The following is a 21,812-nucleotide window of genomic DNA, read 5'->3' as shown; positions in this document are numbered from 1 at the left end:
TGTGAAAAGCTGTCCTGAATCCACTAAGCCGCAGAGAAGAACGCCACTTTAGCGGTAAGACGATCCGCTAAATCTGATAGCTCGATGCTGGCTGCTGCCACTTGGCGCGCGCCATTGGCCGACTCAACCGTCGAGCCATGAATGCGGTTGATGTTTTCAGCGACCTCGTCGGTCACGCTACTCTGCTGCACGGAGGCACTCGCGATCTGGGCGTTCATATGACTGATAGCGGCCACCTGCTCACTGATCCTCGCCAACGCCTCCTGCGCACTGCGCGTTTGTGTGACCGTTTGGCTCGCCAGCTCACAACTATCGCGCATGGTTTGAGATGCTGTTTCGGTACCCGATTGCAACGTACTGATCATCTCTCGAATTTCTTCGGTCGACTGCTGTGTCCGGTTGGCCAAGGAACGTACTTCGTCCGCTACCACCGCAAATCCACGTCCGTGCTCGCCAGCTCTAGCAGCCTCGATAGCTGCGTTCAAAGCAAGCAAATTGGTTTGCGAGGCGATGGAGTTGATTACGTCGATCACTGACGCAATATTTTCACTATGTTTGGAGACCTGGTTCACGGTAGCAGTCGTTTGCTCGAGGGTTAATGCCAGCTGTTCGATAGCAACCGTGGTGCTTGCAACCAATTTGTTCCCACTTCCCACGTCAGTATCAGCCAACCGGGAGGCATCAGCTGCCTGCGCGGCATACCCGGATACTTCATTAACCGTCGCCGCCATTTGCATGATGGCTGCGGCTACCTGCTCGGCTTCGCGGGTTTGCAAGCTGGTCTGCTCATTATTAGCCGATGATGCGGCAGACAACTGGGTGGCCGAGTAATTGACTTCTTGGGCCGCCTTGCGTACTTGACGAATGGTCTCTGCGAGATGGCCCAGCGTGTCTTTCAGGACGCCCATGACACTGCCGGGATACTCTGTGGAAATCGTTTGATTCAGATCACCAGCTGCCAGTCGCTCGATGGCCAATGCAACGTCTGTGGGCTCAGCACCCAGCGTGGATTTAACAAAGCGAATAAGTACGGCCGACAACGTGATGCTCAGCAGCAGGGCAATACCTGTCGCGATAAGCATCAGCGTACTGAACTGGCTGGCGGTTGCCTGCACTGCGCCCAACTTCGCCTTGATTGATACTTCCTCGTAGTCGATCAATGCATTGACGCGCTTGAGCCACTCACTGTAATCCAAAGACGTTTGACGCATCAGCAGCGCCTGAGCCCCTGGTATGTCACCCGCCTGGCGCAGGGAGATTACCGCCCTGGTGGAGTTAAGGGTTTGTTGTTCGATGTCCTTGATAGCGCTCAGTAATCGAACCTCCTCGCCAGTTACGCTTGCGCCCTTGAACAACTGATCCATTGGAGCTGCCGAGTCAGAGTAGGCCTTTTCCAAGGCTGAGACTTCCGATAAGTGTTTTGCCAAATCCAAATCAGTCGTTACCAGCACGGCATCCCGAATAGCGATGGCACGGTTATGGACACTGCCTCGGAAATTGATTGCGTAGCGCTGCACCTTTGCGGCATTTTCGCTTACGTCGCCCAAGGTGGAGTCAATGAACGCAACGCGGTGAATGCCGATGGTGGTTATCAATATGAGCAGCGCCAGGATGGCCGCGAAACTAAGCCCTATGCGTGTGGCCAACGAAAGCGTTTTCTTCATGGAAATCTCGGAAACATGACCTGTACAGGCCTGTGTTGATTTGGAAGACGCGAACGGTGCTACCGGCCCATCACGCTTAATACCTCTACGATACGTAGACGCAGAATGGTCATCTAGTGAGTAATACGCACGGCCATGATAGCTCATAGCTATCATGGCCGTGCGCATGCTTCACAGTGGGCCTCGCGAGTTAGGCAGCAGGTACCAAGGCAGAGAGCGTATGGGTAACCGTGCGGTAGACACGTATTGACGAAATCATCTTAGGCCGGGCATTTACGAGCTTTTGGTGTCCGGGAGAGAGCCTTTAGCCCAGTGGTCAGATGCTTCGGCAGAGCCTCGCGGGCCGCATCTGCGAACCGAGTAGTCCTGTTCGCTCCTTGCCGTTGTCTTTTGGAATGCGCTTTCCCGTAGAGGTGGCGGGAAATACGACCCTGAACACAACCGGTTCCAGATGCGGTAGAGGTTATGATCGCGTTGCCGATCAAAGTCCGTGTGCTCTACCGCATTACGCACAGAGCGACGTAAACCGATTCAGTGTGCGTCCGAACTCAAGACTCTCATTCAGGACTTAAAAACACTGGATGGTGCTGGATTTCAGGGGTTCCCGCCGGAACGAAAAAAGGACCCGAAGGTCCTGATTTCAATCGCTTGCAGAATTCAATGGAACTCTGCAGCGCTATATTTGGAGCGGGAAACGAGACTCGAACTCGCGACCCCGACCTTGGCAAGGTCGTGCTCTACCAACTGAGCTATTCCCGCTTGGTGATGCGCATTCTATAGAATCCTCAGCACCCGTCAACCCCTTGATTCAAAAAAGTTTTATTTCTTTTCAACGGTGGTGCGCAGATGCGGCCAGGCGGCGCGCAGATATTGGAGCATCGACCACAGGGTGAGGCCCGCGGCGATCAGCAGCAAGGCATAACCCGTGAGGACCCAGAACGAGAAGTCCGACGGGTTGGCCAGCAGGATAACCAGCGCGAGCATTTGCGCGGCGGTTTTCCATTTGCCCATGTTGGACACGGCAACGTGGGCGCGGGCACCGATTTCGGCCATCCATTCGCGCAGGGCCGAGACGACGATCTCGCGGCCGATGATGACCGCGGCCGGCAGGGTCAGCCACAGGTTGCCGTGTTCCTGCACCAGCAGGACCAAAGCGACGGCCACCATGAGCTTGTCGGCCACCGGGTCGAGGAACGCGCCGAAGGGCGTGCTCTGTTCCAGGCGGCGCGCCAGGTAGCCGTCGAGCCAGTCGGTGGCGGCGGCAAAGGCAAACACTGAACTGGACGCCAGATAACTCCATTCGTACGGCAAATAGAACAACAAAATGAAAATAGGGATGAGCAGGACGCGTAGAACGGTGATCAGATTAGGGATATTCATCGGCACAACTGGCTACGAGGTGGAAAGGCATTCTATTCGCTATGCAGATTCGCATAAATCAACTCAGCGAGCTTTTTACTGATACCGGGTGCTTTGGCTATCTCGTCAATGCTGGCACGGGACAGCTCCTGCAAGCCACCAAAATGTTTAAGCAAGTCGCGACGTCGCGTCGGGCCAACCCCTGCCACCCCTTCCAGGGTTGAGGTTCGTCGGGTTTTGCCACGGCGGGCGCGGTGGCCGGTAATGGCGAAACGGTGGGCTTCGTCACGAATCTGCTGGATCAAATGCAACGCGGGTGAGTCGCCCTTCAAAGTGAACTCATGGGCGGCATCATTCAAGTACAACGTCTCGAAACCCGCCTTGCGCGTCGTGCCCTTGGCCACGCCCAGCAGGATCAGGTCAGGCACCGCCAGCTCATTGAGCACGTCACGGGCCATGGACAGCTGGCCCTTGCCGCCGTCGACCAGGAGGATATCCGGCAACTTGCCCTCGCCGTCCTTCAACTTACTGAAGCGGCGCGTGAGGGCCTGGTGCATGGCGGCGTAGTCATCGCCGGCAGTGACGCCTTCGATGTTGTAGCGCCGGTAATCGGACTTGATCGGCCCTTCCGGCCCGAACACCACGCAGGATGCCACCGTGGCCTCGCCACTGGAGTGGCTGATGTCGTAGCACTCCAGGCGCTGGGGCGGCTCCTCCAGGTTAAGGACTTCAGCCAGGGCGTCAAAGCGGGCGGCGACGTGCTGTCGGTTGGCTAGGCGCGCGCTCAGGGCTTGCTCGGCGTTGGTCACCGCCAGTTGCTGCCAGCGTGCGCGGGTGCCACGCACGCGGTGGCTGATGTCCAGCTCGCGACCGCGCAGTTCGTGGATGGCTTCGATCAACGCGGGGAAGTCTTCGTGCACCACATTGACGATCAACTCCGACGGCAGGTCGCGCTCGGGGCTGCTCACGTAGTATTGGCCCAGGAAAGCGGCCATGACTTCGGCGACCTCCTCGTCAATACCGGTCTGCGGAAAGAAGTTCTTGCTGCCCAGCACTCGCCCACCGCGCACGCTGATCAGGTGCACACAGGCACCGCCCGGATTGACGAAGGCCGCGATCACGTCGACGTCGCCGGTGCCGCCTTCCATGCTTTGCTGGTCCTGGACACGGCGCAGCAGCGAAATCTGGTCGCGCAGCTCGGCGGCCCGCTCAAAATCCAGGGTGCTGGCCGCCTGCTCCATGGCGGTGGAAAGCTCATCGGTGAGGGCATTGCTGCGCCCTTCGAGGAACATCACCGAATGGCGCACATCCTCGGCGTATTCGGCCGGCTCAACCAACCCCACACAGGGCGCCTTGCAGCGCTTGATCTGGTACTGGAGACAGGGCCGGGTGCGGTTCTTATAGAAGCTGTCTTCGCACTGGCGTACAAAAAAGGTTTTTTGCAGCAGGCTCAGGCTTTCCCGAATGGCCCCGGCGCTGGGATAAGGCCCGAAGTACTTGCCCTTCGCCTTCTTCGCCCCACGGTGAATGCTCAGGCGCGGGAAGTTGCCGTCGGATAAAAACACATAGGGATAGGATTTATCGTCACGCAGCAGAATGTTGTAGGGCGGTCGCCATTCCTTGATCAGCGTCTGCTCAAGCAGCAGCGCTTCGGTTTCGTTGGCGGTGATGGTGGTTTCGACCTGGGCGATACGCGCCACCAGGGCGGCGGTTTTCGGCGCGAGACCGGTCTTGCGAAAGTAGCTCGCCAGACGACTCTTGAGGTTTTTGGCCTTACCGACATACAGCAGGCGTGCCTCGCTGTCGAACATGCGGTACACGCCAGGGCGGCCACTGCAGGTTGAGAGAAAGGCACTCGGATCAAACGGTGTGGTCATGTCAGGCGCTGGCGTCCACCATGCCGTGGCGCACCGCGAGCAGGGTCAATTCAACATCACTGCTGATGGCGAGCTTCTCGAAGATGCGATAGCGGTAGGTGTTGACGGTCTTGGGCGACAGGCACAGCTTGTCGGAGATCGTCTGTACCTTCTGGCAACCGACGATCATCAGGGCAATCTGGATTTCCCGCTCCGACAGCGCATCAAACGGCGAGTCGCTGGTGGGCTGGAAGGACTTGATAGCCAATTGCTGGGCGATCTGCGGGCTGATATAGCGCTGGCCGGCAAACACCAGCCGAATGGCCTGGACCATTTCCGCCAGGCCCGCACCTTTGGTGAGGTAACCGGCAGCGCCAGCCTGCAGCAGGCGTGTCGGAAACGGGTCTTCCTCGCACACAGTCACCACCACGACCTTGATGTCCGGATGGCTGCGCAGCAATTTGGTCGTCGCGCCAAGACCGCCGATACCAGGCATCTTGACGTCCATCAACACCACATCGGGTTTCAACTCCCGGGCCTTGATCAGGGATTCCTCGCCTGACTCGGCCTGACCGACTACTTGCAGGCCATCGATGTCAGCCAGCATTCGTGTAATGCCTGTACGAACGAGATCATGGTCATCGACTACTAGCACCCTAATCAAGCAGACACCTCGCGAAATGGTCTTATAGGTTGCTGAACACCTTAGCAAAAAACCAAGGCACAGACCTAATAGCACGCGTCATATAGAGAGAGATTGATTGAGCGACAGCCATCCGCCGGGCGGCAGATGGCTCAATTTGCTGGGCGAAGGGTCAGGAATCCTGGGGCTGTGGCTTGGGTTTTCCATTCATCGCAATCGAGTGCTCGGCCAACGTCGAGGTCAGGCGACGGATCGCAGCCTGGTCTTCCTTGAACATTGCGCGATAATCCCCGAGGACTTTTTCTTCAATCTGGCTCAGATTCTCCAATTGAATCGGCGTGGCTGCGCCGGTCAACACGTAAAGTACATCCACGCCTCTTTCGGCGACACGAGACAGGTAATCCGCTTTAGGCGCACGCCCTCCACTTTCATATTTACCTTGTGCGTTGGCTTCAACGCCTCCGATTTCACCAAACACTTTTTGCGACAGGCCAAGTCGCTCCCTTTCTTGCCGTAAACGCGAACCGATTCCACTCATTTGGATGTATGATCCTATTTGGCACACCCCAAGAGGTGACACATTCATCTCTTATTAAACAAACTTGAACGGTTTTGAACTATGCCCGGAATCCGTACCGCTGCACAAGCCAAGGCCTGGCTGGAACATCAAGGAAAGTCAGTTCAAGCGTTCGCCCGTGAACACGGCGTAGATCCGGCAACCACCTATCAAGTGCTCGCTGGGCGCAAAAAGGGACGGCGTGGGGAAGCCCATAAGGTAGCGGTCCTTTTGGGCATGAAAGAAGGGATCATCCTTGCTGAGACGGGAGACCTGAACAACGATCAGGAAGTCGGCGCCTGAGGCCAGTATGCGCTTATAAGGAGTGGGTGCACGTTTTAGCTTGAGCGACAAACACGCTCCATACGCCAGAAGCAGTCTTCTTCACCTACGATGCTGAGCCCCATGCGCTGATAGAGCCTCCTGGCCGGGTTGGTCTTGAATACGGTCAAACGCAACAGTCCCAACGTTTGCGCCCTGAGCGCCATCTGCTCCAACACCCAGCCACCCGCACCCAACCCGCGATACGCCTCGAGCAGATGCAACTCGCGAATATAGAGGGCCCGGCTGTCGCGGCTCAGGCTGATAAAGCCCAAGACACTGTCGTCCCGGCAAATCAGCCAGTTTTCCCGATCGGCCCAGGCCGTATCAAAGCCGTCGTTGGACCACCACAACCCGTACTGCACGTAGTAGCGGGCCATGGCCTCGTGGGTCAACTTCCGCGCAAAGGGCAGGTCCTGGTCCGTTGCAGCGCGCAGGTGAAAAGCCATTAGACAGCCATCACGTGGCTGACCCAACCCCCGCCATCGCGACGGGCAATCAGCAACGCATCCCCCACGCCAGGTACAGCAGCAAGCAAACGGCCATTGGCGGCCCAGATCGCACTGCGACCGGCGCAGGCCCAGCCACCCGACGGGCCGCCATGATTGGCCATCAACACCAGCAGGCCATGTTCAGCGGCATAGGCTTGGAGCAGCGCACTGTCCGTGGCGTAGCCGCCTTCACTGATCAACACCCCGGCGGCATACACCGTGGCGCCCGCTCGCGCCGCGGCACGGGGATGGCTGGCCTGGGAAAAATCTGCGCACACCGCCAGCGCAATCCGTTCATCCCCACGCTCAAGGACCGCACCGCCCTGCCCTGGGACAAACACAGCCTCTTCGCCGGCATGCAGATGCTGCTTGGTGTAGACCGCCAGGGAGCCATCCGCTCCCAGCACCAACGCACCGATCAGCACGCCCGCCTCTGGCGTCAGTCGGATCGGCATTCCCACCACCGCCGTCAATCGCAGCTCACGTGCCATCTCGCGCAGGGGTGCCAGCACCTTGTCCCACGGCGCAATCGCCAATTCAGCGGCCAGCGACGGCTCATACCCTGTCAACGACAACTCGGGGAACACCAGTAATTGCACACCCTGTTCCGCCGCCGTGCGCATAAATACGAGGTGCCGTTCAATATTGGCTGGGACATCGCCCGCGATGGAAATGGATTGAGCAGCAGCAAGGGTGAAGGCAGTCATGGTCGCGTCCAAGCAATCAGTATCAAAGTGCAAACAGCATATCGGCACTCCCCCCATAGCCGTAAGTCCCCCACCGCAATAGAAATTACTGATTGAATCTGCCTGCGTGCCTCGAGTAAGCTCCCCCATACATTTGGAGACACACCATGTTGCAACTCACCCACACTCAGGTTTGCCCTGCTGCCAGCGCCCAGCGCTCGGTGTCGGCTACCCGTGTGAACGGTTCGAGCGCACTGGTCAGCTTTTATTTTGGGTATTGGTTTAGCCACTGGCGCGCCTGATACCTGAAATCGGCGCCCACTTACCAAGGGGTCGCCTACCAGAGAAATCTAACCCCCGGTCGGCTCCCCGACCGGGGGTTTTGTTTTTCAGGTCTCCATAAACTTTTCAACTTGATCAAGAACACTTAGAGGAATCACGACATGAACTACGCCACCTATTACCGCTACGACATGTGCACTGCATGGCGATTTAGCCAGCTCCGCTCGGGACAGCCTGCCGCCTCCGATCGGTCACCTATCGGTGGCAAACCAACACACGTCGCCGATACGGCGAATTGTCGAACACCCCAGTAGGCCGAGCGCGCGGGAATAGCCCGCCGCTTGCCCAGGAAACCTTGAATATGAACTCCTCCGTCGCCGCTCTGCCCCTCTCTACCTTGAACAGTGCCAATGAAGCCCTGACCCAGCGCCTGCCCAGCTCGCTTGAGCTCAAGCACCAGTTGCCCCTCAGCCCGTTCCTCAACGAACAGATCCACGCCCACCGCCAAGCCGTGCGCGCCATCCTCAATGGCGAAGATTCACGCTTGCTGGTCATTGTCGGTCCGTGCTCGATCCATGACCCGGAATCGGCCATGGAATACGCCCGTAACCTGAAGAAGCTGGCCCTCGACGTCGGCGACCAGATGCTGCTGGTGATCCGCGCCTATGTCGAAAAACCCCGCACGACGATCGGCTGGAAAGGCCTGGCCTACGACCCTCGCCTGGATGGCAGCGATGACATGGCCGCCGGCCTGACCCTGTCCCGCGAGCTGATGCGCGAAATGCTGCGCCTGGGCCTGCCGGTCGCCACCGAGTTGCTGCAACCCATGGCCGCCGGCTACTTCGATGACCTGCTCAGTTGGGTGGCGATTGGCGCGCGTACCACCGAGTCGCAGATCCACCGCGAGATGGCCAGCGGCCTGGGCATGCCCGTGGGCTTCAAGAACGGCACCGATGGCGGCGTCGCGATTGCCTGTGACGCCATGCGCTCGGCGTCTCACCCGCACCGCCACTTCGGCGTCGATAGCCAAGGCCATCCGGCGATCATCCAGACCCCGGGCAACCCCGACACCCACCTGGTGCTGCGCGGCGGGCATCACGGGCCGAACTACGATGTGCAGAGCGTGGCGCGGGTAAGACACGACCTGGCCAAGTCCAAGGTCACCCCGCGGATCATGGTCGACTGCAGCCATGCCAACAGCAACAAGGACCCGTTGCGCCAACCGGCCGTGTTCAACGATGTGCTGGAGCAGCGCTTGCAGGGTGATACCTCGCTGATCGGCATGATGCTCGAAAGCCATTTGTTCGAAGGCTGCCAGCCATTGAGCCCGTCGATGAAATACGGGGTGTCGGTGACCGATGGCTGCCTGGGCTGGACCGCCACCGAGCAGTTGCTGCGTGCGGCTGCCGAGCGCCTGCGCGCTTAAGGCTGATGGATCGAGGCGCTGCTGCCGCAGGTACAGCGCCTCATGAGAACCTGCGGCACACAGGCCATTCGTGACGTGCAGGCAAGAGTCCTTTTCGGCGTCGACGGTGTTTCCGAAGCAACGACGAGGGGATACTCAACGCCATTGCCTACGGCCCTATTGGAGTTACCGATGTCTACCCTCACGCCAAAATTCCCTGCCTTCGGCCTCGGCACCTTTCGCCTGCAAGGCCAGGTGGTGATCGATTCCGTCAGCACCGGCCTGGAACTGGGCTACCGTGTCATCGACACCGCGCAGATCTACGAGAATGAAGCAGACGTTGGCCGGGCCATCGCCGCCAGCGGCATCCCGCGGGACGAGCTGTTTGTCACCAGCAAGATCTGGATCGCCAACCTTGCTGAAGGCCGGCTGATCCCAAGCCTCAAGGAAAGCCTGCGCAAGCTCCAGACCGATTACCTGGACCTGACCCTGATCCACTGGCCATCGCCGGAAGACCAGGTGCCCGTCACCGAATTCATGGGGCAGTTGCTGGAAGCCAAACGCCTGGGCCTGACACGCCAGATCGGTGTTTCCAACTTCACCATCGCCCTGATGAAGCAGGCCATCGCAGCCGTGGGTGCCGAGCACATCGCCACCCACCAGATCGAATTGCACCCTTATCTGCAAAACCGGCAGGTTGTGGATTTCGCAACCGCCAACGGTATCCAGATCACCTCGTACATGACCCTGGCCTACGGTGAAGTGCTCAAGGACCCGGTGATCCAGCAGATCGCCGAGCGCCATCAGGCCACCCCGGCGCAAGTGACCCTGGCCTGGGCCATGCAATTGGGCTATGCGGTCATCCCGTCCTCAACCAAGCGTGCCAACCTGCAAAGCAACCTCAAGGCCCTGCAACTGACCTTGAGCGCAGCTGACATGGCGCACATTGCCGGGCTGGAACGGGGCCAGCGCTTGACCAGCCCCAAGGGCATCGCGCCGAAGTGGGATTAAACCCCCGCCACCGGTGTGCGGGATAACTCGCGCAGCCATGGCAACACCCGCAGGCCGGCAGTGGCCTCGGGGGGATCGATGATGTCCATGAAGTGTTCGAGATTGACGTTGTCCGGCACGCCGGGCAGCCGCACCAGCACCGCCGGCGTTACGCCGGGATGTGCGCCCACATCCAGGTGATCGTAGACCAATACATGGCGCACCTGGGGCTGGGGCCCACGGGCCTGGGCCGTCAGCCCCGCATTGATGATCAGCACGTCGAAGGGTTCGGCCGGGATGGCCGTGAGTATCTGGACTTCCTCGAAGGTTTGTACCGGCACGATCCGGTGGTACCCCAACTGATTGAGCATTTTTTCGATATACAACCGTTGCAGGTGTTGTTCATCGGCAATCAGGATGGTCAGTGCTTTGTTCGGCATGGCAAACCCCTGGGCAGGCAGCGCTCGTCAGTGAGCGAGGCCCATTTTCCAGACATATCCCGAAGACAAAATCAGGCATGTTCCCCCTTCTTGTAGGAGTTCTCCCAAATCAACCGAATGACCACATTCTGCGGTCAAGCCTGATTGCGGTAACGGCCCAGGCTGTGATGCAACTCTTCGATGGCCTCTTCCAGCGCCGCTACCGCAGCGCCCAGTTCCCCGCTGTCACGTCGTTCACAGACGCTTTCCAGGATCTCGCAACAGTTGATCAACGCCTTTGCCCTGACCATACGCGCGCCCCCTTTGACCCGATGAGCCAGGTCATGGAGCCTGGCGAAATCAGCCTGGGATTTCAGCGGCTGCAACAGCGCACAGTCCTCGTTGAGGCTGCCGAGCAACGGCGTCAGCAGCTCGTCGAGAGCATCGTTATCACCCTCCGTCAGCGTGATCAGCGAGCTTAAGTCAAACGTAAGCCCAGCCTCAGTCGTTGAAACGTCGGCGGTGCGTGACGCCAAGGCCAGGCGCAAGTCCTCAAGCCCGGTCGGCTTGAACAGGCAACCGTCCATGCCTGCTTGCCGGCAGCGTTCGGCTTCCTGCGGCAAGGCATTGGCGGTGAACCCGAGGACCAGGCACGGCGCCAGCCCACGCTGGCGTTCCTGTGCGCGAATATCACGCGCCAATGCGTAACCGTCCTTGAAGGGCATATTGCAATCGGTGATCACGCCGTCAAAATGCCCGGCCTGCCACAGTGACAATCCTTGGGCGCCGTCCTCGGCCAAGGTGATGCGATGCCCCAGGAAACTCAGCTGTCGAGCCAGCAACAAGCGGTTGGCCGGGTAGTCATCCACCACCAGGATATTCAACCCGCGCGCTGGCGGAACGTGGCGGACCGGTACATTGGCAGGCATGGCCGTGGTCAGCGCCAGCGTCAACGTCACATCCACCCGCGTACCCTTGCCCAGCACACTGCTCAAGTGCAATTGACCGCCCATCATCTCGCACAGGTTGCGACTGATCACCAACCCCAGGCCCGATCCGCTTCGCGCCGGCTGTTCGTTATTGCTGCCCTGGATAAAGGGGTTGAACAAACGCTGCTGATCTTCGGCACTGATGCCAATACCCGTGTCCTCCACCCACAACCGCAGGTGCAACTGGTCGTCGGTCAATACCGGTGCACCCTGGGCGCCCAGGCGCACATGGCCGGAGGCGGTGAACTTGATCGCGTTACCCAACACATTGGACACCACCTGCTTGAAGCGCAGCGGGTCAACCAGCACCGGCCGGTCGATCAAGGGGTCGAGTTCCACCTGCAGCACCAGGCCCTTGTCCCGCGCCAGCCCCTCGAACACCCGCGCCACTGAGGCCAGCAGTTCGTGCAGATTGGCCGGTTCCAGGCTCAGGGACAGGTGGCCGGATTCGATTCGCGCAATGTCGAGAATATCGCCGATCAACTCCAGCATGCTCCGGGACGCCACCGACGCAACCTCCAGCGCATCGCGGTCAGCCACGCCCTGCTCGGCGTTTTTCAGGGCCAGCTCGATCATGCCGATCACGGCATTCATGGGGGTACGGATCTCATGGCTCATGGTCGCCAGGAAGGTGGTCTTGGCACGGTTTGCGGCGTCGGCCTCCTCCTTGGCTTCCTGCAACTGCCCCAGCAAGCGCTGGCGCTCGCTGACATCCACCCAGCCGGCGATCATGCCCACCACGCTGCCATTGCTGTCACGGTACGGGAGCATCCATTGGTAGATGGTCAACACCTCGCCGCCGGGCACCTTGAGCACGCGGTCATGAACCTGCGGCTCGCCCAACGCCATCAAACGCAAATAGTCGGCGTGGAACGACTGGGCCTGGGGCGGGTTCCCCGTGTCGGTTTCCACCACGGTCTTACCGATGACGTCTTCCAACTTGAAGCCGAACACATCCAGGTAGGCATTGTTGCAGGCCATCAGGCGCCCCAGGCGATCGCGCACATAGATCGGGTGCGGCGTGCCGTCGATCAACACACTCATGAACCGCATCTGGTCGCTCAACGCACGCTCGGCCTGGGTGCGCTTGCGAATCAGGCTGCGCAGGTAGAACACCCATCCCAGGGTGACCAGCAGCAGCAGCGCGGCCAAGCCAAACCCCTGGAGGATGATGTTGCGGTGACGTATCCAGTAGTTGTCTTCGATGATGATCTCGCTGCGCCAATGGTTGGTCAGCTCGTCCATTTCTTCTGGAGTAATGCTCAATAACGCCTTGTCGAGGATCGAGTACAGCTCCAGTTGGCTGCGGTTGACCCCAAAGGCAATGCGTGCAGGCTCACTCCCGACAGTGCTGGTGATGCGCAGCCGCTTGCGGTAATTGCGGGCGATCATGTAGCGCGCGCTCATCAGTGAAACCGCAGTCGCATCGACACTGCCGTTGACCACCAATTCCATGGCCTGCTCCGGGTTCTCCACGTCGACAAACTCGATGCCTGGGTAGTCCCGGCTGATTTGCCCGGCCAGGCTGTTGCCGCGAATAAGCGCCATGCGTTTGCCAGGCATATCTTCCAGGGTCACCAGATGCTCGTCGTGGGTGCGCACCACCAATACATAGGGACTGGACAGATAAGGGCGAGTAAAGCGGATCTTTTCGGACCGCTCGACACTGGGCGTGACGACCGCCAGCATGTCCACGCGACCGGCACTGGCCTGTTCAATTTGCCGCGGCAGCGAACTGCCCCGTTCCACATCAAACCGCAAGCCTGTACGCAGACTGATACGCGAGAGAACCTCGGAGCTCAATCCCTCGAATTGCTCTTGTTCGTTGAAAAAAGACAACGGCACGAATTTATCGAGCACCGCCACTTTCACCCGCGGGTGCTTCTCCAGCCAGCGCTGTTCACTTGCGCTCAAGCGCAGTTGCTCCGCCTCCAGGAACCCGCTGCCGCCAGCACTCCAACGGCGCAGGATTTCCATCTGCTGGTTGGCCGGAACGGCGGCCAGTGCGCTATTGATGATGCCCAACAGGCGGGTATTGTCCTTGGCGAATGCGAACCCGAACGGGTTGACCTCCAATGCGGAGAAGTCCGCCATGCGCACGTTATTAAGGTGGTTCTTGTTGATCAGGTAGCGGGTGCTGATGGCGTCACCCAGGTACACATCCGCCTGGCCGAACGCAACGGCACCAATGGCTTCGAAGGTCGAGGCAAACAAGAGCAATTGCGCATCGGGGTAAAAGGCCTGGACGGCCTCGGGCTGCATGTAGTGGTAGAGCATCGCCAGGCGCTTGCCGGCAAGGTCAGCCTTCAGCACCTGATTCTCCCCCGCGCGTGTCACCAGCGCGGGTTGGTCATTGGCGTAGGATCGGGACAGCACCAGCTCCGGGTCGGCCGCCTCGAACCCATTGGCCGATCCCACAAAATCCACGGCGCCGGTCTTCAGGGCTTCGATCACCTCATCACGGGTGTCGTAGCGCTTCACGTCGATGGTGATATTCAGCGCCTCGGCAACCAGTGCCGCAAAATCGGCCGTGATGCCCTCGAGCTCGTCATTGTTGCTCAAGTCAAAGGGCGCGTAGTCGGGGGCCGACACCCCCATCAGGAGCGTGCGGCGCTCGCGTAGCCAGCGCCAGTCGGCTTCGTCCAACACCACCGAGGGATTTTCAAGAGTGGAGTGACCCAGCAGTTTCAGATCGTGGGATTCCTCCAAGGCCATCACCGCCCAGGGCAACAGCCCCATCAGCAGGATGGCCGCGCGTTTCACCCGCCGGGAGGTGAGCATTTCAGATCAGATGATTGCGCTGGGCGAACTTGGACAGATGCACCACCGACGACATACGCAACTTCTCCTTGAGCCGCGTCTTGTAGGTACTGATAGTCTTGTGGCTCAACAGCATGTCCTCGGCAATATCCTTGTTGCCCAGGCCCAGGGCCAGCTTCTGCAGCACGGTCAATTCGCGATCGGATAACGCCTCCACCAACTCCTGCTCGGTCGATTGCAGGTCGTCGCGACGCACCGAACTGGTGGGCAGGCTGGGGAAGCAACTGTAGCCGGACCTGATCGCCCTGATCGCCTTTTGCAGCTCATCCAGTTCACCGGTCTTGGCAACAAAACCCATCGCCCCGGCGCGCATGCAGCGAGTGGAAAAAAACACCGCCAGATACGAGGTCAGCACCAGGATCCGGCAGGGCAACTCCAGCGCCTTGATCCGGCTGATCACCTCCAACCCACCGAGCTTGGGCATCGCCAGGTCGAGAATGACCAGGTCCGGACGTTCTTCGCGAGCAATCTGCATGGCATCAGCGCCATTACCCGCTTCGTAGATAGTATCGAAACCTTCCTGTCTCAATAGATACTTCACGGTAGCGCGTATAAAAGGGTGATCATCCACGATTAAAGCTTTGTTGCTCATAAGACTCCCCTGGGAAGATCAGTACGCTTACATATCACTCGAGACCCCACTACCTGTGAAAAGTAACAGTTCCGACAAGCGGCACTGATTACTCAGTCAAACACCTCAGGCAGTACAGGCCCCTCCTTTTGAAAAACACAGTAAACATGTGAAGCCACGCCTTGATTCCTGAACAGGCGCAAGCGCGCAACCTTAGCAACCGCGTGTTTTTGCCAATGAAGGGATAATCTCGACTAAATGTAGGACTTTTCCTCGGAACTCTCCAAAGCTACTCGGTGGTGCTGGGGCTCCAGAAGGCCTGAACCACCAGGGTCGACCTGGAAATTCGCGCCACCAGGGCGTCCAACTCGTCACCGTCTACCGAGGTCACCGCCAGGGTGGCTTCGATTTCAACTTCCTCAGTGCCGAACGGCCGCACATCGACATCGCTGGCCGGGTAGTTACAGCGCGCCAGTTCGGCTTCCAGCAACGCCAATACCGCGGTTTGCTGGGTGCGCCGGGCAATCACATAGAGGATGTTGGTGACCTCCGCCGACACCACATCCAGCGGTTGGCGGTTGATGTTATTGACGATGGGCCGCAGCAGCGTATTGGCCGCCAGCACAAACAGCGTGCCCAACAACGCCTCGAGGACCAGGTCGGCACCGGCGCACGCCCCCACCGCCGCCGACGCCCAGAGCGTGGCGGCGGTGTTGAGACCGCGCACATTGCCTTCTTCGCGCATGATCACACCGGCCCCCAGAAAGCCGATGCCCGACACCACATACGCCACCACCCGCACGGCGCCTTCCGCACCGCCGAGGCGGTTGGCCATGTCAACGAAAATCGCCGCCCCCACCGCCACCAGTACGTTGGTGCGCAGGCCCGCCGTGCGTTGGCGGTACTGGCGCTCGAAGCCGATCAGGCCACCGAGGATAAACGCGGCGGTGAGGCTGACCAGGGTATCGACCAAAGAGTTGAGGTTGATATTGTCGATTGCTTGCATGGGAAACCGTCCCTGTTCACTGCCAGCCAAACTTACGGATGTAGTAGCCCTTCACCGCCTGGGTCAGCGCCATGTACGCCAGCAGGATCACCGGCAGGAACACAAAGTACAGCGACGGCAGCGCCTGCAATTTGAAGTAATGCGCCAGCGGCCCCATCGGCAGGAAGATCCCCACGGCCATGATCACGCCGGTCATCACCATCAACGGCATCGCCGCGCGGCTTTGCAGGAACGGGATTTTCGGGGTGCGGATCATGTGCACGATCAGCGTCTGGGTCAGCAGCCCCACCACGAACCAGCCGGACTGGAACAGCGTCTGGTGGTCAGGCGTATTGGCATCGAAGACGTACCACATGAGTGCGAACGTGGTGATGTCGAAAATCGAACTGATCGGCCCGAAAAACAGCATGAACCGCCCCACGTCCCCCGGCTGCCAGCGTTGGGGTTTGGCGAGCATGTCCTCGTCGACGTTATCGAACGGGATCGCGATCTGCGAGATGTCATACAGCAGGTTTTGCACCAGCAGGTGCATCGGCAGCATCGGCAGGAACGGGATAAACGCGCTGGCCACCAGCACCGAGAACACGTTGCCGAAGTTGGAGCTGGCGGTCATCTTGATGTACTTGAGCATATTGGCGAAGGTGCGCCGGCCCTCCAGCACGCCCTCCTCCAGGATCATCAGGCTCTTTTCCAGCAGGATGATGTCGGCGGCTTCCTTAGCGATATCCACCGCGCTGTCCACCGAAATCCCGATATCCGCCGTCCGCAGCGCCGGTGCGTCATTGATGCCGTCCCCCATAAAGCCCACCACATGCCCGTTCGCCTTGAGCAGGCGCACGATGCGTTCCTTGTGGCTGGGCGTCAGGCGGGCGAACACATTGGTAGTTTCCACGGCCTTGGCCAGCTGGGCGTCGGTCATGTCCTCGATGTCGTTGCCCATCAACAGGCCCTGCTGCTCCAGGCCCACTTCGCGGCAGATCTTGGCGGTGACCAGCTCGTTGTCGCCGGTCAGCACTTTGACCGCCACACCATGGGCTTTCAGCGCCTTGAGAGCGGGCGCAGTGCTTTCCTTGGGCGGGTCGAGGAACGCGACGTAGCCGATCAGCGTGAGGTTGTTTTCATCCGCCAGGCTGTAAGTGTCGCGCCCCGGGGCCATCGGTTGCGCAGCCACGGCCACCACCCGCAGGCCTTCTTCGTTGAACGCGGCAGTGACCTGGCGAATGCGCGCCAGCAGCTCGTCGGTCAGCGCTTCGTTGACCTCGCCATGGCGCACGCTGTTGCACACCGAGAGGATCTCTTCCACCGCACCTTTGCAGATCAGCAGATGCGGCCGGCCCTGTTCGGCCACCACCACCGACATGCGGCGGCGGTTGAAGTCGAACGGGATTTCATCCACCTTCTGGAACGCGGTGCCGACCTTCAGTTCGCGATGCACCTCCACGTGCTCGAGCACCGCCACGTCCAGCAGGTTTTTCAGGCCGGTCTGGTAGTAGCTGTTGAGGTAAGCCATCTCCAGCACGTCGTCGGACTCCTCGCCCCACACGTCCACATGACGCGCCAGGAAAATCCGGTCCTGGGTCAGGGTGCCGGTCTTGTCGGTGCACAGCACATCCATCGCGCCAAAGTTCTGGATCGCATCCAGGCGCTTGACGATGACCTTCTTGCGCGACAGGAACACCGCGCCCTTGGCCAGGGTGGACGTGACGATCATCGGCAGCATTTCCGGGGTCAGGCCCACGGCAATCGACAGTGCGAACAGCAGCGCTTCGGTCCAGTCGCCCTTGGTGAAACCGTTGATGAACAACACCAGCGGCGCCATCACGAACATAAAGCGGATCAACAGCCAGCTGACCTTGTTGACGCCCTGCTGGAACGAGGTGGTCGCACGGTCGGTGGCGGTCACGCGTTGGGCCAGCGCACCGAAATAGGTGCTGTTGCCAGTGGTCAGAATCACCGCCGTCGCGGCGCCGGACACCACGTTGGTGCCCATGAACAGGATGTTCTCCAGGTCCAGCGGGTTGCGGGTGTTGGTGTCGTGCTGCTGGGCGAACTTCTCCACCGGCATCGATTCACCGGTCATCGCCGCCTGGCTGACGAACAGGTCCTTGGCGCTGAGCACGCGGCAGTCGGCGGGGATCATGTCCCCGGCCGAGAGCACGATCAGGTCGCCTGGCACCAACTGCTTGATGGGCAATTCAATGCGCTTGGCATCCTCCCGGCGCAGCACCGTGGCGGTGTTGCTCACCATGGCTTTCAAGGCATCGGCGGCCTTGTTGGACTTGGCCTCCTGCCAGAAGCGCAGCAGGGTCGAGAGCACCACCATGGAAAAAATCACCGTGGCGGCCTTCATGTCTTCGGTCAGCCAGGAGATCACCGCCAGCAAGGTCAGCAATAGGTTGAACGGGTTCTTGTAGCAATGCCACAGGTGCACCCACCACGGCAGCGGCTGCTCGTGCTCGACTTCATTGAGGCCGTATTGCACGCGCAGGGCATCGGCTTCCAGGCTGCTCAAGCCCTCGGTATGGCTGCCCAACGTACCGAGCAATTGCACGGCACTGCTGTTGGCCGCGACCACCAGGGTTTGCGCCAGGGTGGGCGGCACTTCGCGGCTGACGCTGGCATCGGTGACGGTTTCGAGCATCGCCAGGCGGCGGAAATGCCGGGCGATATGCCGGGTCCGCAGGAAGCCGGCGAAGAACTCTTTCAACAGAGTGAGGTTCATGGTGTGTTACTCCTGCGCGAGGAAAAAACCTTCGTGCAGGTACTGCCTGTCCCACCGCGCCCGCTTCATAGGCACAGTCAGCCCGGCCCGCCCACCGTAAAAGGCAGGCGCGTCCGTAGCATCCCGAGGTTAACCGGGTGCTGGTCAGCGTCGATGAGAGGGATCGGACAGGGGCCAGGACTGACCACTGTCGGGATGCCGCTTCTCGCTAGGTGGCGAGACAACGGCATCGAAAAAAATGCGCGTTATCTTGCCAAGTATGTGCCGGTTACCGAGACCGGCCGACAACTGTCACTCGAACAAGTACCCACTGAGGGTCTCCGCTATTGATGAAAACGCGCGAAGCTTACGCCCCGATTTAAGGAGAGTAAACCGTAGGAAAGTTTCCATATGGTGAATAAGAGGATTCTTCAGGGAGGGTTCAGGAACCCCCATCCTGAAGCTGCCGATGCTTGAATGTGAGGTGGCAGCTGCGTACGAGGTGGTGGGCCAGGTTTTTGCGAAATTAATCGTCCCGCGTCAGCACTTCCAGCAACTCAATCTCAAAGCGCAGATTGCTGTTGGGCTTGATATGCGCGCCCATCGACCGTTCGCCATAGGCCAGGTGCGCCGGCACAAACAACCTGCGCACCCCGCCGACCTGCATGCCCATCAACCCTTGGTCACAAGTTTTTCATGGATTAGCTTGTGTGTGTAACCCCCCCCCCCCACGCCCTTTCCTTGGGGCAAAGAAAAGCCCAGCGGGTTAGGCTGGGCTGGGGCTTCTCTCCTTGGGCTACACGCCTTCTGGTTTGAACACCGGGACAATGAAGCTCTGTAGGCCAAAGCGCTTGGCACATCCAGCCACCTCTTTAGCCAGAGCTTGGCGGGTAAACTTGTACACGTTGTAAACGCTGGTGCCTTCACTCTCTTCAACGTACACATGGTAAGGACGGTAAACGAAAGGGAGCTTTACGGTGTCGTTGTTCTTGTGGGAATCAACCAACGGCATACACACCTCAACGTCAAATTCACCAGACACAGCATACTCTTGGAACTTGGGCACACCAGACACTGTGGAGAATGCCCACACCTTCCAACCAATAGCATTGTAGCAGAGGGATTGCTTGAGCTTGATCAGGGTTGGCTCAGAGCCTTTGACAGAACGTTGAATGACAACAATGTCGCCAGCCTTCAACTGAGAACCCATGCGACGTGTGCCCATAACGTGTGTATTGCTCATTGTGACATTCCTGTAATGTGCCACCCGATGTGACAATGAGCGAATGCTACAACCCATTGTGACATTGAGTCAACAACAACACCTCACAACACACAACAATTTCATGTGACAACCAACAATGACAACCATCAGACAAACAAAAGCCCTCACAGGGAGGGCTCAGGGTGTGACATGTACAGATTATTTCTTAGGCTTGGCGTTCGTGGCTACAGGGTCACAACGGAAAGTCACCATGCTTGGGATGGCTCCCCGTCTGAGGGATTCTTTCATACTGATTGTCAAGCTACCTGCAATCTTGTCACAGTCGCTTTGATTGAGGAATGCCGCCCACGTCTTCTCTACAGGATGGCCGTTCGCCCCAATCATGATGGATACCAACAAAGCTTCGAACATCACTCGTCTTCCTTGATCTCTTCACACCGATATGTGGTGCTAGTGTTGCTCTTGGTGAGCCTTGCACCTTCGCTAGCCCCGAGGGTTAGCGACCTAGACAAAAGAATGCAGGTTGTATAGTCGTAGTATTTGGCTACAGGCTGTTCAGGCTCAGCTACACCAGCAGCGTTAACGAAAGCGCTCAACATCAATCCCTTAAATACCACAATCACATCCTCAGTAGCGTGTCATTCTTCTGGCAGATGGCCGTTAGACTCGAAGGGTGCAATATCGTCGTTCTGTGTTGTCTTGGCCAACTCAGCAGCCAATGCAGCATCAGCCTCAATCGTGGCCTTATCAATCATGCGTTGCTTGAGGGAGGATTGATTGTCAGTCAACCATTTGGCGTAAGCCTCAGCCTTCTTGGCTTCATACTCTTCTTCAAACATGGCGTAGAATGGCGAGACAGCCTCTACAGCCTTATAGCTGGGCGTAGACTTAGCCTTGGGTGAGCTGGAACGGACAGGCTTAACACCGCTGGCCCCTTGGGAAGCCCTGTGAGCAACCACAGCAGGCCAGTTCTTGAAGGTGTTGTAGTGAGGGCGGTTGTCACGGTCAGCAGCACACCAAGCCGTGGCAGCCTCACCACTCTCAATCCACTCCTTTACCAGAATGTCTTGCATATCACTTGTGTACTCAACGCCTTTACCAGCCATGTTTAAATCCTCTATGTGTTGTGTATCGGTCAATGTACAGGGTGCTATATCCCTAAGTCAACAATCTTAAAACACTTCTCTTAGAAGCTCTCTGTGTTCATGTTGTGCCAGTTGCTGTGGGTTGTCTTCTCACCCTTGTATGTCACATCCCACTTAGCCATCACATCACCCATATTCTCTGTACATGTGTACACAGTTGTGAAGCCCTCACCCTTGAGAGTGAACGTATACCTAGGGGCGCCCTGAGAGTAGTCAATCTTCCCAGCTTTCAAGCTGTCAGCGTCAACCCCCATTGCATCAGCAATCAGCACAGGACATTGATCAGCACCAACCCTCAATGTCTGGCGTACGCTCTTCTCTGTGTATGTACACTTCCCATGGTAGTCATAAGGGCCAACCTCTGGGCCACAGGCTGGCAAGCTCGCCCTAGCCTTCTGGTAGTCGTAGCTCCAAGGGGCCACGCTCTCATGCGTACCTGTGTTAGAGGGCGGCATGTGGTAAATCACATTACATGCACCGATTGCCAGAGTGAGGCCAATCACACACCTCACAAATCCATACTTCTTGTACAAAAACTTGAACCCACGGCCCAAGCCTCTAGCTGTCTTCTTAAATCTTTCTTTCATTGTTGGTTTTCCTTGTTGGCATCCTTTCATTGTGAGGGGCACTGTTATACAGCGCTGTTGTTTGCTGCGTCAACACAATGTGACATTGCTAGGGGC

At 58.7% G+C, this 21,812-nt stretch carries 18 protein-coding genes, 1 tRNA gene and 2 pseudogenes; 3 read left to right on the top strand and 18 right to left on the bottom strand.

Annotation, left to right across the window (positions count from 1 at the left end; all coding sequences use genetic code 11):
• Window positions 1-23 precede the first annotated feature (23 nt).
• From C8K58_RS33230 to C8K58_RS27350, 6 genes and pseudogenes are all read right to left on the bottom strand, one after another.
• A pseudogene (locus C8K58_RS33230) lies at window positions 24-545 on the bottom strand (methyl-accepting chemotaxis protein); the annotation flags it as partial.
• Between the two features lie 1,802 nt (window positions 546-2,347).
• A tRNA-Gly gene (locus C8K58_RS27370) sits at window positions 2,348-2,423 on the bottom strand.
• A gap of 60 nt (window positions 2,424-2,483) precedes the next feature.
• Window positions 2,484-3,044, bottom strand: a complete 561-nt coding sequence (gene pgsA / locus C8K58_RS27365; protein ID WP_027603207.1) for a CDP-diacylglycerol--glycerol-3-phosphate 3-phosphatidyltransferase — start codon at window positions 3,042-3,044, stop codon at window positions 2,484-2,486.
• A gap of 32 nt (window positions 3,045-3,076) precedes the next feature.
• On the bottom strand, window positions 3,077-4,900 hold the full coding sequence (uvrC, locus tag C8K58_RS27360; RefSeq protein ID WP_027603206.1) for an excinuclease ABC subunit UvrC: 1,824 nt from the start codon (window positions 4,898-4,900) through the stop codon (window positions 3,077-3,079).
• Window position 4,901: 1 nt separating this feature from the next.
• A complete protein-coding gene (gene uvrY / locus C8K58_RS27355) occupies window positions 4,902-5,543 on the bottom strand; it encodes a UvrY/SirA/GacA family response regulator transcription factor (protein WP_003190387.1) in 642 nt (213 codons plus the stop codon).
• 151 nt (window positions 5,544-5,694) lie between these two features.
• Window positions 5,695-6,060, bottom strand: coding sequence for a helix-turn-helix domain-containing protein (locus C8K58_RS27350; protein ID WP_027603205.1), 366 nt, complete (start codon window positions 6,058-6,060; stop codon window positions 5,695-5,697).
• Window positions 6,061-6,141: 81 nt separating this feature from the next.
• On the opposite strand from C8K58_RS27350, the gene C8K58_RS27345 reads away from it, so the two are divergent.
• Window positions 6,142-6,381, top strand: coding sequence for a DNA-binding protein (locus tag C8K58_RS27345; RefSeq protein ID WP_065947535.1), 240 nt, complete (start codon window positions 6,142-6,144; stop codon window positions 6,379-6,381).
• A 35-nt stretch (window positions 6,382-6,416) separates the two neighbouring features.
• Here C8K58_RS27345 and C8K58_RS27340 read toward each other — a convergent pair whose 3' ends face one another.
• Together C8K58_RS27340 and C8K58_RS27335 are read right to left on the bottom strand one after the other, a co-directional pair.
• Window positions 6,417-6,848, bottom strand: a complete 432-nt coding sequence (locus C8K58_RS27340) for a GNAT family N-acetyltransferase (protein WP_027603203.1) — start codon at window positions 6,846-6,848, stop codon at window positions 6,417-6,419.
• Window positions 6,848-7,597 (bottom strand): carbon-nitrogen hydrolase family protein, encoded by a 750-nt coding sequence (locus C8K58_RS27335; protein WP_027603202.1) that lies wholly within the window; start codon window positions 7,595-7,597, stop codon window positions 6,848-6,850. The genes C8K58_RS27340 and C8K58_RS27335 overlap by 1 nt, the downstream gene beginning before the upstream one ends.
• Before the next feature lie 622 nt (window positions 7,598-8,219).
• On the opposite strand from C8K58_RS27335, the gene C8K58_RS27330 reads away from it, so the two are divergent.
• Both C8K58_RS27330 and dkgB read left to right on the top strand, forming a co-directional pair.
• On the top strand, window positions 8,220-9,284 hold the full coding sequence (locus C8K58_RS27330; RefSeq protein ID WP_108574680.1) for a 3-deoxy-7-phosphoheptulonate synthase: 1,065 nt from the start codon (window positions 8,220-8,222) through the stop codon (window positions 9,282-9,284).
• A 171-nt stretch (window positions 9,285-9,455) separates the two neighbouring features.
• A complete protein-coding gene (gene dkgB, locus C8K58_RS27325; protein WP_108574679.1) occupies window positions 9,456-10,274 on the top strand; it encodes a 2,5-didehydrogluconate reductase DkgB in 819 nt (272 codons plus the stop codon).
• Here the strand turns inward: dkgB and C8K58_RS27320 are convergent.
• The 10 genes and pseudogenes from C8K58_RS27320 to C8K58_RS27275 form a co-directional block, all read right to left on the bottom strand.
• Entirely contained in the window at window positions 10,271-10,693 is a 423-nt protein-coding gene (locus C8K58_RS27320; RefSeq protein ID WP_098479920.1) for a chemotaxis protein CheY, read from the bottom strand. The two genes, dkgB and C8K58_RS27320, sit on opposite strands and share 4 nt — an antisense overlap.
• 134 nt (window positions 10,694-10,827) lie before the next feature.
• Window positions 10,828-14,442, bottom strand: coding sequence for a transporter substrate-binding domain-containing protein (locus C8K58_RS27315; RefSeq protein ID WP_108574678.1), 3,615 nt, complete (start codon window positions 14,440-14,442; stop codon window positions 10,828-10,830).
• 1 nt (window position 14,443) lies between these two features.
• Window positions 14,444-15,073, bottom strand: a complete 630-nt coding sequence (locus C8K58_RS27310; protein ID WP_027603197.1) for a response regulator transcription factor — start codon at window positions 15,071-15,073, stop codon at window positions 14,444-14,446.
• Between the two features lie 268 nt (window positions 15,074-15,341).
• On the bottom strand, window positions 15,342-16,058 hold the full coding sequence (locus tag C8K58_RS27305) for an MgtC/SapB family protein (protein ID WP_065926226.1): 717 nt from the start codon (window positions 16,056-16,058) through the stop codon (window positions 15,342-15,344).
• A 16-nt stretch (window positions 16,059-16,074) separates the two neighbouring features.
• Window positions 16,075-18,780 (bottom strand): magnesium-translocating P-type ATPase, encoded by a 2,706-nt coding sequence (gene mgtA / locus C8K58_RS27300; RefSeq protein WP_108574677.1) that lies wholly within the window; start codon window positions 18,778-18,780, stop codon window positions 16,075-16,077.
• A gap of 505 nt (window positions 18,781-19,285) precedes the next feature.
• Window positions 19,286-19,453: pseudogene (locus C8K58_RS27295) on the bottom strand (FKBP-type peptidyl-prolyl cis-trans isomerase); the annotation flags it as partial.
• A 102-nt stretch (window positions 19,454-19,555) separates the two neighbouring features.
• Window positions 19,556-20,002, bottom strand: a complete 447-nt coding sequence (locus tag C8K58_RS27290; RefSeq protein WP_108574676.1) for a hypothetical protein — start codon at window positions 20,000-20,002, stop codon at window positions 19,556-19,558.
• Between the two features lie 180 nt (window positions 20,003-20,182).
• Window positions 20,183-20,395 (bottom strand): hypothetical protein, encoded by a 213-nt coding sequence (locus C8K58_RS27285; protein ID WP_108574675.1) that lies wholly within the window; start codon window positions 20,393-20,395, stop codon window positions 20,183-20,185.
• Window positions 20,396-20,622: 227 nt separating this feature from the next.
• Window positions 20,623-21,090, bottom strand: coding sequence for a hypothetical protein (locus C8K58_RS27280; protein WP_108574674.1), 468 nt, complete (start codon window positions 21,088-21,090; stop codon window positions 20,623-20,625).
• A gap of 80 nt (window positions 21,091-21,170) precedes the next feature.
• Entirely contained in the window at window positions 21,171-21,716 is a 546-nt protein-coding gene (locus C8K58_RS27275) for a hypothetical protein (RefSeq protein WP_108574673.1), read from the bottom strand.
• Between the last annotated feature and the right edge of the window lie 96 nt (window positions 21,717-21,812).

Source organism: Pseudomonas sp. GV047 (genome assembly GCF_003058245.1).
Classification (GTDB): domain Bacteria; phylum Pseudomonadota; class Gammaproteobacteria; order Pseudomonadales; family Pseudomonadaceae; genus Aquipseudomonas; species Aquipseudomonas marginalis.
This window is presented reverse-complemented; position numbering and strand designations above follow the sequence as displayed.

What these genes read in the sequence shown, in the direction of transcription:
- C8K58_RS27310 (WP_027603197.1), bottom strand. Translation starts at nt 15,073, where the DNA reads ATGAGCAACAAAGCTTTAATCGTGGATGATCACCCTTTTATACGCGCT.
- C8K58_RS27335 (WP_027603202.1), bottom strand. Translation starts at nt 7,597, where the DNA reads ATGACTGCCTTCACCCTTGCTGCTGCTCAATCCATTTCCATCGCGGGC.
- C8K58_RS27285 (WP_108574675.1), bottom strand. Translation starts at nt 20,395, where the DNA reads ATGTTCGAAGCTTTGTTGGTATCCATCATGATTGGGGCGAACGGCCAT.
- C8K58_RS27305 (WP_065926226.1), bottom strand. Translation starts at nt 16,058, where the DNA reads ATGCAAGCAATCGACAATATCAACCTCAACTCTTTGGTCGATACCCTG.
- C8K58_RS27350 (WP_027603205.1), bottom strand. Translation starts at nt 6,060, where the DNA reads ATGAGTGGAATCGGTTCGCGTTTACGGCAAGAAAGGGAGCGACTTGGC.
- C8K58_RS27290 (WP_108574676.1), bottom strand. Translation starts at nt 20,002, where the DNA reads ATGAGCAATACACACGTTATGGGCACACGTCGCATGGGTTCTCAGTTG.
- dkgB (WP_108574679.1), top strand. Translation starts at nt 9,456, where the DNA reads ATGTCTACCCTCACGCCAAAATTCCCTGCCTTCGGCCTCGGCACCTTT.
- pgsA (WP_027603207.1), bottom strand. Translation starts at nt 3,044, where the DNA reads ATGAATATCCCTAATCTGATCACCGTTCTACGCGTCCTGCTCATCCCT.
- C8K58_RS27275 (WP_108574673.1), bottom strand. Translation starts at nt 21,716, where the DNA reads ATGAAAGAAAGATTTAAGAAGACAGCTAGAGGCTTGGGCCGTGGGTTC.
- C8K58_RS27340 (WP_027603203.1), bottom strand. Translation starts at nt 6,848, where the DNA reads ATGGCTTTTCACCTGCGCGCTGCAACGGACCAGGACCTGCCCTTTGCG.
- uvrC (WP_027603206.1), bottom strand. Translation starts at nt 4,900, where the DNA reads ATGACCACACCGTTTGATCCGAGTGCCTTTCTCTCAACCTGCAGTGGC.
- C8K58_RS27330 (WP_108574680.1), top strand. Translation starts at nt 8,220, where the DNA reads ATGAACTCCTCCGTCGCCGCTCTGCCCCTCTCTACCTTGAACAGTGCC.
- mgtA (WP_108574677.1), bottom strand. Translation starts at nt 18,780, where the DNA reads ATGAACCTCACTCTGTTGAAAGAGTTCTTCGCCGGCTTCCTGCGGACC.
- C8K58_RS27320 (WP_098479920.1), bottom strand. Translation starts at nt 10,693, where the DNA reads ATGCCGAACAAAGCACTGACCATCCTGATTGCCGATGAACAACACCTG.
- C8K58_RS27280 (WP_108574674.1), bottom strand. Translation starts at nt 21,090, where the DNA reads ATGGCTGGTAAAGGCGTTGAGTACACAAGTGATATGCAAGACATTCTG.
- C8K58_RS27315 (WP_108574678.1), bottom strand. Translation starts at nt 14,442, where the DNA reads ATGCTCACCTCCCGGCGGGTGAAACGCGCGGCCATCCTGCTGATGGGG.
- C8K58_RS27345 (WP_065947535.1), top strand. Translation starts at nt 6,142, where the DNA reads ATGCCCGGAATCCGTACCGCTGCACAAGCCAAGGCCTGGCTGGAACAT.